This is a genomic window from Pelagibacterium flavum (genome assembly GCF_025854335.1).
Taxonomy (GTDB): Bacteria; Pseudomonadota; Alphaproteobacteria; order Rhizobiales; family Devosiaceae; genus Pelagibacterium; species Pelagibacterium flavum.
On sequence record NZ_CP107716.1, the window covers coordinates 1,807,311 to 1,820,826 of the forward strand.

A 13,516-nucleotide genomic window follows, 5' to 3' on the forward strand; every position below is an offset into this window, starting at 1 on the left:
ACTAATTGCAGGAAGTTTCACATACTGATTGCGGCAAGTTTCGCCGGGTCGTATTGGTGCCGCAGTGCCGTGATGCGAGGGTGAACTGGCGGCAAACCGTGGGGCCAAAAATTGGCTAGTACATTGAAGTTAAAAGCATTTGATCTTGGCAGGCAGGCGTCTTCGGCCGACGTGATATATGACGCGTTGCGAGATGCGATCATTCGGGGGGAGATCGAAGAGGGCGAACCGCTGCGCCAGGATACGATTGCGCAGATGTTCAACGTTTCCCGAATCCCGGTTCGCGAAGCCATGCAGAGGCTCGAGGCGCAGGGACTTGTCGTTTCAGAGCGCTACAAGGGGGTGATCGTCGCCTCTCTGAGTCACGACCAGATTACCGAAATTTTCCAGTTCCGCGCGCTCGTCGAGCCGACGGTGATCAAACTGGCGGTTCCGCTGATGACCCAGGCATCGCTGGACGCGGCACAGCGCTATTGCGACGCTTTCGCAGCAGAGACCGACCCTGTTCGCTGGGGTGATCTCAATCGCGATTTCCACACCGCGCTGTATAAGGATTCCGACAAGAAGTTCTTTCTCTCCATGATCGACAAGACCAACGATCTCGTCGAGCGCTATGTGCGGTTGGTGTTGTACCTGACAAAAGGGATGCGTTCGGCCGTCGCGGAGCACCAGGCGATCCTGGACGCCTGCAAGGCGCGCAAGCCCGAACTGGCTGCGGAACTGACGCGCCAGCATATCGATCAGGCCGGCAAGGCGCTTGTGGGCTTTCTGCGCGATCACCATCGCTAACTCGCCGCTGCACCGAAATTTTCACTGGTATTGCCGCCCTGCCGCGCCCGCTTGGTGAACGTCTCATGGCGTGGAACGAAGCGGCCATCGGGGCATTGATCGCGCAGGATTTTCTGCGGAGAAAGCGTCATGGCCGGTCAACCAGCTCAACATCAGGAAAAGCAACCGGGCCGCGAGGGGGCGATGAACCCAGAGCCGGAATACGCGCCGCTATACCCGGGGAGCGGGCGACTCGATGGTAAGGTTGCCATCGTAACTGGTGGGGATTCGGGTATCGGACGCGCTGTCAGTGTGCTGTTCGCCAGAGAAGGCGCCAAAGTTGTCATAGTTTATCTCGATGAAGACGATGACGCCGAAAAGACCCGTCAGCTTATTGAAGCAGAGGGCGGCGAGGCGCTGGTAATCGCCGGAGATGTCGGTGATCCCGCGTTTTGCGGAGCGGTCGCCGAGCGCGCCATTGCCGCTTTCGGCCAGATCGACATCCTCATCAACAATGCGGCCGAGCAGCATGTGCGTGAGGATATCGCCGAGCTTGACGCGGACGCGATGAAGGCCGTCTTCGAGACCAATATCTACGGCTATTTCCATATGGTTCAGGCGGTCCTCGATCATTTGGAATCGGGTGCGCGGATCATCAATACCGCATCCATCGTCGCCTACCGTGGTCACCCGCAGCTTATCGACTACGCCATGACCAAGGGCGCTATCGTCGCCCTCACGCGTTCGCTATCGGACCGCTTTGCCGACAGGGGCATTCTGGTCAATGCGGTTGCCCCCGGGCCAATCTGGACGCCGCTCATTCCGGCCAGCTTTCCTGCCGAGAAGGTGGAAAAATTCGGCACTAATACCCCGCTCGGGCGACCGGGCCAGCCCAATGAGGTGGCGCCCGCCTATCTGCTGCTGGCATGCGAGGACGGACGATATATGACCGGGCAAACCATCCATGTTAACGGCGGCGACTATTCGAGTAGTTGAGCCTGTACGGCCACGAGCGTGATGGCTGGAAAAATCGCCGGCCGCTAGAGTTTGACCACGGTACGGGAGGCCGCGCTCTGGCTCAGCAAAGCAAGGCGGATCAGGCTGTGATCGCGACATTTGTGCGTATTGGCAATCCGCACGGCAGCTTCTTCGAGCTTGAGCAGGCGGCGGTCGTGTTGCGCGACCTCCTCACGCACCGATTGCGCGACGGTTTTCTGAGTTTCCATAAACGGCTCCATCTTAGGCTCCTAACTTATAGCACCGGCTCGGCGATGCATTAACCTGGGTTAGTGGCTGCCCGAGGGGATCGGCTGCCCCATTTGGAACCCGCATTCGTCTCTGTGAATTGAATCGGCAACGCCGTTTATGTTCAGGACAGCCCCATGCCCTCTGCACGTCCCGTCTGGAAAGGTCAGATCAGATTGTCTCTGGTGGCCATACCGGTCGAGCTCTATTCCGCTTCGAAAACCGGCGCCCGTCTGTCTTTCCGGCAGATTCATGGGCCCTCGGGCAAGCCGGTCAAGTACGAGAAGGTCGTGCCCGGCATCGGACCCGTTGATTCCGACGAAATTCTCAAGGGCTTCGAATACGAAAAGAATGATTTTGTCCTGCTCGAGGACGAGGAGATCGATGCCGTCAAGCTCGAGACGCGCAAGACACTCGAACTTGTGCAATTTGTCGGCGGCTGTGAGATCGATCCGATCTATTTCGACAAATCCTATTACGTCGTGCCGCAGGACGAGTTGGCAGAGGACGCCTTTCGTGTGGTGCGCGATGCCCTGCGGTCCACCGAAAGGGTCGGGTTGGGGCAGATCGCCATGCGAGGACGCGAATATATTTGTGCCCTGAAACCGTGTGGCACCGGACTCTTGCTCGAAACACTTCATTATGAAGATGAGATTCGAAAGTCAGATCCATTCTTTTCCGGCATATCGAAAACCAGGGCGGAAAAGGATCTGCTCGACGTCGCCACCCAGCTTATCGAGCGCAAGACGGCACCGTTTGAGGCAGAAAAGTTCAAGGATCACTATACCCAGGCCCTGCGCGCCCTTGTCGACAAGAAGCTCAAGTCGAAAGGCAGGAAAAAGATTGCCGCCGATACCGAAGAGCCAACGGCCGCGGAATCCAAGGGCAATGTGATCGATCTTATGGATGCCCTGAAATCCAGCCTCGAAGGTACTGGCGGGCGTAAGAAGCCCGCAGCGAAATCCGCCAAATCCACGCGTAAGAAGGCAAGTTGAGAATGGCCCAGGCCCGCGACCTGCTCGACGAATACCGCGCAAAGCGGGATTTCACGAAAACCAGCGAGCCCAAGGGAGGCAAGGGCGCGGCCTCTGGCAACGTCTTTGTCGTGCAAAAGCACGACGCAACGCGGCTCCATTACGATTTTCGGCTCGAATATGAAGGCGTGCTCAAGAGCTGGGCCGTGACGCGCGGCCCCAGTACCGATCCAGCCGACAAGCGGCTTGCCGTCCGGACCGAAGATCATCCGCTCGACTACGCCACCTTCGAGGGCATAATTCCCAAGGGACAGTATGGCGGCGGCACCGTCATGCTCTGGGATTTTGGCACCTGGGAGCCCATTGAAGATCCCAAAAAGGGGTTCAAGTCGGGCAAGCTCAAGTTTCGCCTCAAGGGCGAGCGGATGAAAGGCGATTGGGCCTTGATACGCATGAAGCCGAAAGCCGGCGAAAAGCGCGAGAACTGGCTGCTCATCAAGGAACACGACGACTTCGCCACCGACGGCGGCTCCGAACTTCTCGACGAGGACACGAGCGTGTCGACCGGCCGCAAGATGGCCGCCATCGAAAAGGGCAAGCCACCGGCAAAAAAGGCAAAGGCGGATGAGCGACCTTTGCCGAAATTTGTCGAACCCCAGCTTGCAACCCTGGTCGATAGCGTCCCGACAGGCAATGACTGGCTGTTTGAGATGAAATATGATGGCTATCGCTGCGTGGCTGCTGTTTCAGGCGAAAATGTCCGGCTCTACACGCGCAACGGGCTCGACTGGACCGACAAGTTCGCTTCCCTGGTCGCGCCGATGTCGATGCTGACGAAATCGAGCGCGCTGCTGGATGGGGAGATTTGTGCTTTTGATGAAAGCGGCAAGACCAGTTTCTCGACCCTGAAGTCGCGCCTTTCCGAAGGTGGACCTCTCGTCTATTTCGCGTTCGATCTTCTTGAGATCGATGGCAAGTCATTGCGGTCCAAGCCGCTTTCAGAGCGCAAGGCGGCACTGGAAGACCTTTTGGGTCGCCGCACGCGCCACGATCCGATCCAGTTCTCGCCAGACATCGCCGGCAAGGGTGAGGAGGTTTTTTCTGCCATTTGCGAGGCCGGTCACGAGGGTATTATCGCCAAACGCGAAACGGCGCCGTACCGCTCCGGTCGCGGCAAATCCTGGCTCAAGGTCAAATGCACCCTGCGGCAGGAATTCGTCATCGTTGGCTGGTCTCCGTCCGAAAAGCGGCGCGGCGTTTTCGCGTCGCTGCTGCTGGCCACCCAGGAAGATGGAAAGCTGGTCTATCGCGGCCGTGTAGGCACGGGATTTTCCGATGATTTGCGGTCCAACCTCCAAGCGATGCTGGAAAAGGATGCCCGCAAGACCGCACCCCTGAGCGGGGTGCCGCGCGAAATGGCGCGCGGCGCTCACTGGGTTTCGCCGCGCCATCTGGCCGAGATCGCCTATACCGAGCTGACGCCGGATGGCGTTCTGCGCCATCCTTCGTTCTTGGGATTGCGGGAGGACAAGCTGGCAAAAGACATCAGCCTGGAACAACCGGCCAAGGCCAAAGGAAACAAAGCCATGTCGCTGAGTGAGGATTTGGGGATCGCCGCCGCGGAAAAGGCTGGCATCAAGCTCTCGAGCCCGGAAAAGGTGCTTTATCCCGGGCAAGGGGTGACCAAGGGAAAGCTCGCCGCCTATTATGCCTCGGTGGTCGAGGCGATGATGCCTTACATCGCCGATCGTCCGTTGAGCCTTGTGCGCTGTCCCGCTGGCCGCGCCAAGCAGTGCTTTTTCCAAAAGCACGACACCGGCGGGTTTGCGCAGGGCATGGATACTGTCCAGATCACTGAAAAGGACGGCAAGTCCGACAGCTATTTCACCTTGAACGGTCTTGAGGGGCTTCTGGCGGGCGTGCAGATGGGCGTTCTGGAGTTCCATATCTGGGGCTCGCGGCGCGATGCCGTTGAAAAGCCGGACAGGATTGTCTTCGATATTGATCCGGATGAGGGCCTCGATTTCGGCGACGTCAAATCCGCCGCGCTCGATATTCGCGATCGGCTTGCCGACCTGGGCCTTCAAACCTTTGCCATGGTAACCGGCGGCAAAGGTATCCATGTGATCGCGCCGGTCACCCGCCGCGCCGAATGGCCGGACGTCAAGGCGTTCGCATCGGGGTTTGCAAAGCAGATGGCCGAGGATGAACCTGATCGATTTACGGCAACGCTTTCCAAAAAGGCCCGTAAAGGCAAAATGTTCATCGACTATTTGAGGAATGAACGGGGATCGACAGCGATCGCGCCTTACTCCACCCGGGCCAAAGAAGGGGCGCCCGTCGCTGTGCCCGTGGGTTGGGACGAGGTCGAGACGCTGGCCTCGGCCAACGGCTTTTCCCTTGAAGCGGCAGTCGAGCGGTCGCAAACCAATCCCTGGCCCAGCTACGCAAAGCTGCGTCAGTCGCTCCCCAAAACCAGCAAATAGCTCAGGCGGGGACTGGCTTGATCTTGCCGGGATCGCGCAAGTGCAGATAGCCCGGAGAGAACAGGCCCAGTGTGGCCAGGGCATCGAAGTCGAACAGTTCGACCATGCCTGATTGGAATGTGATCAGGCCCGATTTGCGCAGTTCCTGAAGCGTGCGGTTGACGTGTACGGTGGAAAGCCCCAGCACGTCGGCCAACTCGCTCTGGGTCAAAGGCAAGGGGAACCGGGGGCCGGTGGTGCGCGCAACAGCGGCGAGCCGAAGATAGACCTCGCACAGCAAATGGGCGACCCGTTCGAGCGCTGAGCGTTTTCCGATGCTGACCAGCCACTCGCGCGAAATCGATTCCTCAACCAGCGTCGTGCTCCAGAGCGCCCTTGTCGCGCGTGGCGAGGTTTCGAGCAGCTTGAGCAGCTTTTCGTTTGGAATGGCGCTCATCGAAAGCGGCGACAGGGCGGCCAGAAGGGGCTGAGTGCCACCTAGCACGAACTGACGAAGATCGATGATGTCGCCGGGAACCAGGATCGAGAGTATCTGTCGGCGCCCGTCCGGCAGATCGCGGTAGCGGCAAGCAAAACCCTCGTCGATGACGTGAACGTGGTTGTCGATCAGCTTGCCTGTAAGGGTCGAACTTCGGGCCGAAAACTGGCGTGATTGGGCCGGAAGTGCCAGGAGGCCCGCGCGGTCCGCCGGTTCCAGGGGCATGTGGCTTTCGAGCCGGGCAAGGAGCAACTCGGTCACGTGTTACACTTCTCCAGCTTCATTTGACGCTTGGGTAGGGCGTGTCGGTCAGCAGGCGGGCGAGATGAGCTGAAGTCTCTACGACCATCTTTGCCGCGCTTGCCACTGTTTCGGGAATTTCGTCGAGGTCTCGGAAGTCCGTCGAACTCATGGCCTCGCCAACCCAGTAGGAGACAGCGTTGGGCGCGATGGAAAACCCGACATCGTTGAGTGCCTGAAACAGTTCAGCCGATACATGATGCGCTCCATCCTCGTTGCCCACAACCGCTACGGCCGCAACTTTCCCATAGCTGGGCATGCGCCCCGCGCTATCCTTTTCCGAAATGAAGGCGTCCATTCGCTCGAGCGCCCTTTTGATAACGCTCGACGGTTGCCCCATCCAGACCGGTGTGCCGGCAATCAGAATATCGGCCTCCATAATCTTCTCGCGAATTTCGGGCCAGGCGTCACCGGGCCCCTCGTCCGAGGTCACGCCCGGCGGAATCTGGTGGTCGGCCAGTCGGACGGTCTCGCCGCTGATGCCGTGTCGGGCAAAACCTTCCATGAGCAGGTCGATCATGCGGTCGGTCGAGGAGGTCTTGCCGCTTTCCGACGGTTTGAGAGTGCCATTGAGTGCAAGAACCTTGAGAGGGGGAGCCATAATGAACTGTCTTGTTATTCGAGGTGGGGCTTAATTCATGTTAATATCGCTTCAGCCGAATTTTGTTACCGACGGTGAACCGAATGGTTGTTGTCGGTATCAACGAGTGCATGGCGAACGCGTTCCAACTGGACGTGAAGGCCAATCGCCTAATATGCTCAAATCGTGCAACGAAGTTTGCTGTCGATACTTTTGCACTCGGAGCGGCGGACGAGGCGGAGGAATTTTATGAACTCGGCGTACCCAACATTGTGCGGGAAAGCCATTATGGTCGTGGAAGACGAATATCTGATCGCGCTCAATATCGAGATGGCGATTGTCGATCTGGGCGCGAACGTGGTCGGCCCGTTTTCTCAGATCGACGATGCACTCGCTGCACTGCAAGGCAGCACGAACCTTCCCGATGCCGCTATTCTCGACATCAATGTCAGGGGACAGCACGTTTTTCCCGTCGCCGACCGTCTTCACGAGCGCAGCATCCCGTTTGTCTTTGCCACAGGGTATGACAACTGGACCATTCCGAACCACCTCGCCCATGTGCAACGCTTTGAAAAGCCGACTGATCCGGTCCGGCTGATCCATGCGCTGGCTGACCAATTGGTGTCGCGCGACGCGTCGGGGGTGGCATGAGCGCGCTTGAACAAGCGGATTCGGATTCTGTCGCCGGGAAATGCGTTCTCGTGGTTGAGGACGACTATGTCCTGGCACGGGAAGTGTGCAACGATCTCAAGAGCCACGGCGCCAATGTTCTCGGTCCGGCGCCGACTGTTCATTATGCCAGCCTTATCGTCGGGCGGCGGCGTCTCGACGGAGCCATTCTCGACATCAAACTGTTCGGGCAGGAGGTTTACGAACTCGTCGACGTGCTGATGGCGCGCGGCATTCCGATTATCTTTGCGACAGCCTACCAGAAAGACCATATCGACGCGCGCTATCGGTCCGTCGAGACACTCCACAAGCCATTGGACCTTGGGCACCTCAGGCGCAAGGTCGCCGCCTTCCGTCCGCAACGACCGTCCACCCCGGCCAAAGCTGCCGAACCTGTATCCGCGCCGCGCGAGGCGCGTGGGCACGAGACGGTCCAGGACCGATGGGCGCGACTGTTGTTCGACGCAATGCGGAGTGACACCTGATACGGCTCAGGAGGCCATATGATCGACGATAGCGGCAAGGGCCATCATCGGGGCGGGGCCATGCTCTCCGTGGATGGCGAGGAGGGGTTCCGGCTTATCGTAGAGAATGCGCGCGACTATGCGATATTCACAACGGACAGTGAGGGCAATATCGATAGCTGGCCGCCCGGCGCCGCCAACGTTTTCGGTTGGTCGAGCGATGAAATTCTGGGCAAGCCCGCTTCCATGCTCTTTACGCCTGAGGATCGGGAAAGCGGCGCGCCAAGGCAGGAACTCGATACTGCGCTGTCGCGTGGGCATGCTCCCGATGTCCGCTGGCACCAGCACAGATCCGGCTCGCGAGTCTATATCGAGGGCAGCGTGTGGCCGCTGAAACGGGCCGACGGAAGCCCAAGAGGCTTTCTCAAGATCGGCCAGGACATGACGCTGCGCCGCCAGCACGAGATTGCGTTGATGGAAAGCGAGGAGCGCTTCCGGCTGCTCGCGACCACCGTGCCCCATCTTGTGTTCCGCTCCACCACCGAGGGCCGCCGGACCTGGGCCAGCCCGCAATGGACCGCCTATACCGGTATGAGCGACGAGCAGTCAGAGGGTTATGGCTGGCTCGAGGCCATTCACCCCGATGATCGCGAAGTTGCACTCGTCAAATGGGACGAGGCAGGCGAGGATGGCGAGCTCTATTACGGCGAGCATCGTATTCGCCGCAAACAGGATGGCATGTATCGCTGGCACCAGACCCGTGCCGTCCCCATCCGGTTTTCCATGGATGGTCCCGACGAGTGGGTGGGGTCGGCTTCCGACATCCACGATATGCGCCAGCTCCAGGAGCGGCAGGGCATCCTTGTGGGCGAGTTGCAGCACCGTACGAGAAATCTGCTGGCCGTCGTTCGCTCCATAGCGTCACAAACCGCCTCCACGGTTGGCTCGCTGCAGGAATTCCAGGCCGCCTTCGACCATCGCCTCGGAGCTCTCTCACGCGTTCAGGGATTGTTGTCGCGTGTCGAGGGGGAGGCGGTCACTGTCGAATCCCTGCTGCGCATGGAACTCGACGCGGTTACCAAAGACTGGGATCGTATTGAGATCGAAGGGCCGAGGATCCTGGTGGACGATGGAACCCTGCAGACCCTCACGCTGGTCATTCACGAACTGAGCACCAATGCCGCCCGCCATGGCGCGCTTTCGGATCCCGAGGGCCGGATTGTCATCCGGTGGTTCCGGCCCGACGATCGCAAGGGCGATGGAGCGGGGCACCTGGTTATCGAGTGGTGCGAGAAGTTTTCCCCGCGCACACCCGATCTGAGCGGCCCGCGCGGCTTTGGCCGGCAACTGATCGAGGAAGCCATTCCCTATCAGCTTGGAGCGTCGACCCGGTTTGTCCTTGAGGAAACGGGGCTTCACTGCGTCCTCACTCTTCCACTCGACCCTCAGGAAGAATAGCGGAACCGCCTTGCCAGGGACCGCATTGTCCTCGTGGAACGGCCGTCAGGGGCGCGCATGAGCGAAGACAGGACAGCAGCAGCGGACAACCCCGTCATCGCCGATGTCATGGAGCATGACGTCAAGTCCGCCGTGGCTGTCGCGGGCCATCCCATTCACGCCATGATGGTTCATTTCCCCATTGCCCTGGTGTTTGCAACGCTGGGGGCCGATCTGTTCTATTGGTGGACCGGTGATCCCTTCTGGGTCCGCGCCGGCCTGTGGTCAGCCGGGTTTGCCTTCTGGTTCGGGATAGCCGCAGGCATCGCGGGAACCGCAGAGCTCATTCTGGTAAAGGGCATTCGAGGCCGCGTCGGCAGTTGGACGCACGCGATCGCGGCCATGACACTGCTCGCTGTTACAGGCACCAATTGGGGTGTCAGACTTGCTGATACGGACGCTGTTCTGCCGCTGGGCCTGGGCCTTTCGGTATTGGCCGGCATTTTCACCGGATTGGCCGGCTGGCACGGCGGCAAGCTGGTCTTTGACCATGGCGTCGGGATGATCGTAGGTCCGGACGAATAGTCACAAGCACATCGAAACGAAAAGGCTTGGCGCAAATACGAAGATCGTGGCGGCAAGCGCGGCCACGCTTGCTATTGCGCCGATCCGGGCGAGGCTGGGGGCCGGGCGCGCAGCCTTTACGGCGCGGCGCCAATGGCCAATGCTCCACCAGGCCACGACAACCATCGAACCTGAAGCGATCAGCGTCAGCCCGATCATCACCCAACGCTGGAGCGCCGCGGGCCAAGCGAAAGCACATCCGATTGCGTTGATCGCATAAAGGCCCACAAACGCGGCGCTCCAGGACACAAAGCCCATGACGATCACCAGCATGGATCGGGGCGGAACAGGCGTCGGTTCCATCAGCGCACCCCTTCGAGCATTCCGATAAGCGCGGGCATGAGCAGGACCAGCGCTCCGCCGACGACGCCGGTTACGGCCGTGTAGTCGTGCCAGAGCCCGGCGAGCCGCGGGCTCAGGCTACGGCGCGCAGAAACGTAGCCATTGCGCGCTTTAAGCACTGCATGGAGCCCGAGAGCAAAGCCGCCAAAGGCGTGGAGCCAACTATACCCTATCAGTGCAGCAACCGTGGCTATATGCGCGTGTGTTGTCGGATCAGGCAGCATCAACAGCGTGGCCGAAAACATCCCAAGTGCAGCGAGATCGATGGCCAGTGTCGCCATCAGCACCGGCATGAAAGCCTTGCCCGAACGGTTCAAGCCGTTCACCCACCGCATGAGACCGGCAGCAACCACAAGCAACAGTGTCGCGCCCACAAGCCAGATATCGCCCGAAGCGATCTCCGCCGGCGGCCAGCCGGGTGCAATGAGCCACAGATACAGCGCGCCGAAGACCAGCGAGGCGAACAGCGTGCCGTTGGCTGCGAGCGTGAAGACCATGGCCCACCACGGCGTCGGGCCATCCACCTCGGTGTCGGGCAGGGCCTGCTCGCCGCGTCCGACATCGATCGGACCCTCGTCGGCCGTCGAGCCCGTGCGGGCCGCCCAGAAGAAAAAGCTTGCCAGCGTTGCCAGAGCGAACAGAAGCGCCAGAGGGTAGAGCTTGAACAGCAGACACAGCACCATCGCGCCCGTCAGTGCCGCCGATACAAGAGGCAGATAGGTCGGACGGGGTAGGATGACGACATGTTCGAGCCGTCCTGTCGTCATATCCACGCCAAGCGTTTCCATTCGGCCCTTGCGCGCGAAACCCAGATAGCCATGCCCCGCCGCCAGTTGCGCGCCCAGACTGTCGGGATCGATGGCGTCCGCCCTTTTGTCGATGCGGGGCAGGGAAGCAAAGGCATAGGATGGCGGACGCGTCGGCATCGCCCAGTCGAGCGTTGCAGCCTTCCAAATGTTGCGTCGGAACCGCCGGCCAAACCGGAATTGCAGAATCATATCAACGGCAAACAGCGCAAACCCCATGGTCAGGATGAAGCCGCCGACGCTCGAGAGCAGGTTCAGCCAGTCCCAGCCAAAATTGGACGGGTAGGTATAAATCCGCCGCGGCATGCCCATCAGCCCGGTCAGGTGCATCATGAAAAATGTCAGGTTGAACCCCACAAAGATCAACCAGAAGGCCGGCACCGAAATGCGGTGCATGGTTTCGCGCCCGGTGATGTGGGGCAGCCAGAAATAGATGGCGGCCAGCATGGGAAATACGAACCCGCCGACCAGTACGTAATGGAGGTGGGCAACGACGAAATAGCTGTCATGGGCCTGCTGGTCGAAGGGCACCATTGCAAGCATCACCCCGGTCAGCCCGCCGATCACGAACACGAGGAAAAACCCCGTCACATAGAGCATGGGAATGTCGAAGCGCGGCTTGCCATGGGCCAATGTCGCCAGCCAGGCAAAGATCTGCACAGCCGTTGGTATGGCCACCAATGCGCTCGCTGCCGAAAAGAATGCCAGCGCCAGGTGCGGTATGCCCACTGTGAACATGTGATGCACCCACAGGCCGAACGACAGGAAGGCCAGCGCGACGATAGCAGCGATTATCGCGTGATAGCCCACGATCTGGCGCTGGGCGAAAACCGGAATGATCGTCGAGAGGACGCCCGCCGCCGGCAGAAAGATGATGTAGACTTCCGGGTGCCCGAACAGCCAGAACAGATGCTGCCAGAGCAGGGGGTCACCGCCGCGCGTCGGGTCAAAAAACGGCAGGTCGAAAGCGCGTTCGAGTTCGAGCAGGGTCGAGCCGAGGATAAGCGGGGGAAAGCCGAACACCATCATTAAGGCCGTGACCAGCATGTACCAGGCAAACAGCGGCATGCGGTCGAGTGACATGCCGGGGGCGCGCAGCTTGAGGACCGACACGGTGATTTCCACCGCTGCCGAGACCGCCGATATTTCAACGAACGTTACGCCGAGCAGCCAGATGTCGGCATTGATGCCGGGCGTATAGGGCTGCGAGGAAAGCGGGGTGTACATGAACCATCCGCTGTTGGGTGCCACGCCAAACAGCATCGAGGCCACGATGATGGTTCCCCCGAAAAGGTAGCACCAGTAGCCATAGGCCGTCAGGCGCGGGAACGCGAGGTCGCGCGCGCCGAGCATTTTGGGCAGCAGATAGATGGCCAGCCCTTCCAGCATCGGGATGGCAAAGAGGAACATCATCACCGTGCCGTGCATGGAAAAGAGCTGGTTGTAGATTTCAGGCCCGACAAATGCTGAATCGGGCGTTGCCAGTTGGGCCCGGATCAGCATGGCCAGCAGGCCGCCGATGGCGAAGAACACGAAGGCGGTCAGCATGAACCGCTTGCCCAGCACGGTATGGTTGACCGCCGAAAGCCGCTGCCAGCCCGGCCCGGTTCGCCATATGCGGTCGAGCGCCTTGTGCAGTGCAATGGGCGAAAGCTTTTCGGGAGTGGGGTCAGCCATCGGCCAGCTCCGCCATGAGGGTATCGAACGCTTCGCCGTCATGGGCTTCGATCGTAAAGCGCATGCCGGTATGGCCCGCGCCGCAGAACTCGGCGCAAACCCCACGGTAGGTGCCGGCGCGGTCTGCCTGGATGCGGATGGTGTTTTCGTGGCCGGGTATCGCGTCGATCTTGCCGGCCAGCCGGGGCACCCAGAACGAATGAATCACGTCGCCACTCGTGACGATCACATCAACCGGTTCACCGGCCGGAATATGAAGGATGGGCGTGGGCGGGGCGCCCGGCGCGTCAGCATAGGAAAACTGCCATTGCCACATGACACCGTGCGCCGCGACGCGCGTCGGCGTTTCGGCAAGGGCATGCGGCAACAGCCTTTCGCCGGTGAAAAGGGCGTAGCCAAGCAGCACAGTCAGCAAGACGCCCGGCATTGCAAGGCCACCCCATACGATCCAGCGCGTCGGCGCAACCGATCCACCGAAACCGGGACGTTTCCAGACGGCCCACAGCAAGCCGGCAACGAGCAGCAACAGCGCCGCTGCCGCCCAGAACATGACCCACCAAAGCGCGGAAATGGCTGCTGCGGCAGGGCCGGCGGGATCGAGTACCGACAGCGATCCCGCACAGCCACCCAATAGCGGGACCAAGACCAGCATCGGCAAGATCGACC

At 60.3% G+C, this 13,516-nt stretch carries 15 protein-coding genes; 8 read left to right on the forward strand and 7 right to left on the reverse strand.

Annotated features, from left to right (window positions below; all coding sequences use genetic code 11):
• Nucleotides 1-123 precede the first annotated feature (123 nt).
• Nucleotides 124-789: a GntR family transcriptional regulator gene (locus OF122_RS09025; protein ID WP_264227438.1), complete on the forward strand. Its 666-nt coding sequence runs from the start codon at nt 124-126 to the stop codon at nt 787-789.
• Here OF122_RS09025 and OF122_RS09030 read toward each other — a convergent pair.
• Nucleotides 786-920: a hypothetical protein gene (locus tag OF122_RS09030; RefSeq protein ID WP_264227439.1), complete on the reverse strand. Its 135-nt coding sequence runs from the start codon at nt 918-920 to the stop codon at nt 786-788. The two genes, OF122_RS09025 and OF122_RS09030, sit on opposite strands and share 4 nt — an antisense overlap.
• Between OF122_RS09030 and OF122_RS09035 the strand changes: the two genes are divergently transcribed.
• A complete protein-coding gene (locus OF122_RS09035; protein ID WP_264227440.1) occupies nt 919-1,764 on the forward strand; it encodes an SDR family oxidoreductase in 846 nt (281 codons plus the stop codon). The genes OF122_RS09030 and OF122_RS09035 overlap by 2 nt on opposite strands.
• 44 nt (nt 1,765-1,808) lie before the next feature.
• Here OF122_RS09035 and OF122_RS09040 read toward each other — a convergent pair whose 3' ends face one another.
• Complete coding sequence (locus OF122_RS09040) at nt 1,809-1,994, reverse strand: hypothetical protein (RefSeq protein WP_264227441.1); 186 nt, start codon at nt 1,992-1,994, stop codon at nt 1,809-1,811.
• 156 nt (nt 1,995-2,150) lie between these two features.
• Between OF122_RS09040 and ku the strand changes: the two genes are divergently transcribed.
• Together ku and ligD are read left to right on the forward strand one after the other, a co-directional pair.
• Nucleotides 2,151-3,008, forward strand: a complete 858-nt coding sequence (ku, locus tag OF122_RS09045) for a non-homologous end joining protein Ku (protein ID WP_264227442.1) — start codon at nt 2,151-2,153, stop codon at nt 3,006-3,008.
• Nucleotides 3,009-3,010: 2 nt separating this feature from the next.
• Nucleotides 3,011-5,473 (forward strand): DNA ligase D, encoded by a 2,463-nt coding sequence (gene ligD / locus OF122_RS09050; RefSeq protein ID WP_264227443.1) that lies wholly within the window; start codon nt 3,011-3,013, stop codon nt 5,471-5,473.
• Between the two features lies 1 nt (nt 5,474).
• Here the strand turns inward: ligD and OF122_RS09055 are convergent, their stop codons facing one another.
• On the reverse strand, nt 5,475-6,212 hold the full coding sequence (locus OF122_RS09055; protein WP_264227444.1) for a Crp/Fnr family transcriptional regulator: 738 nt from the start codon (nt 6,210-6,212) through the stop codon (nt 5,475-5,477).
• A gap of 19 nt (nt 6,213-6,231) precedes the next feature.
• On the reverse strand, nt 6,232-6,852 hold the full coding sequence (locus tag OF122_RS09060) for a flavodoxin family protein (RefSeq protein WP_264227445.1): 621 nt from the start codon (nt 6,850-6,852) through the stop codon (nt 6,232-6,234).
• 228 nt (nt 6,853-7,080) lie between these two features.
• On the opposite strand from OF122_RS09060, the gene OF122_RS09065 reads away from it, so the two are divergent.
• The 4 genes from OF122_RS09065 to OF122_RS09080 are packed head-to-tail and all read left to right on the forward strand — an operon-like array spanning nt 7,081 to nt 9,986.
• Nucleotides 7,081-7,482, forward strand: a complete 402-nt coding sequence (locus OF122_RS09065) for a response regulator (RefSeq protein ID WP_264227446.1) — start codon at nt 7,081-7,083, stop codon at nt 7,480-7,482.
• Complete coding sequence (locus OF122_RS09070; protein WP_264227447.1) at nt 7,479-7,985, forward strand: response regulator; 507 nt, start codon at nt 7,479-7,481, stop codon at nt 7,983-7,985. The genes OF122_RS09065 and OF122_RS09070 overlap by 4 nt, the downstream gene beginning before the upstream one ends.
• 18 nt (nt 7,986-8,003) lie before the next feature.
• Nucleotides 8,004-9,422: a sensor histidine kinase gene (locus OF122_RS09075; RefSeq protein WP_264227448.1), complete on the forward strand. Its 1,419-nt coding sequence runs from the start codon at nt 8,004-8,006 to the stop codon at nt 9,420-9,422.
• Nucleotides 9,423-9,479: 57 nt separating this feature from the next.
• A complete protein-coding gene (locus OF122_RS09080) occupies nt 9,480-9,986 on the forward strand; it encodes a DUF2231 domain-containing protein (protein ID WP_264227449.1) in 507 nt (168 codons plus the stop codon).
• Here the strand turns inward: OF122_RS09080 and OF122_RS09085 are convergent, their stop codons facing one another.
• From OF122_RS09085 to coxB, 3 genes are read right to left on the reverse strand one after another with little or no spacing between them, the layout of a single operon-like run.
• Nucleotides 9,987-10,328 (reverse strand): hypothetical protein, encoded by a 342-nt coding sequence (locus OF122_RS09085; RefSeq protein ID WP_264227450.1) that lies wholly within the window; start codon nt 10,326-10,328, stop codon nt 9,987-9,989.
• Nucleotides 10,328-12,850, reverse strand: coding sequence for a cytochrome c oxidase subunit I (gene ctaD, locus OF122_RS09090; protein WP_264227451.1), 2,523 nt, complete (start codon nt 12,848-12,850; stop codon nt 10,328-10,330). Before ctaD ends, OF122_RS09085 begins: the two co-directional genes overlap by 1 nt.
• A complete protein-coding gene (coxB, locus tag OF122_RS09095; RefSeq protein WP_264227452.1) occupies nt 12,843-13,502 on the reverse strand; it encodes a cytochrome c oxidase subunit II in 660 nt (219 codons plus the stop codon). The genes ctaD and coxB overlap by 8 nt, the downstream gene beginning before the upstream one ends.
• Between the last annotated feature and the right edge of the window lie 14 nt (nt 13,503-13,516).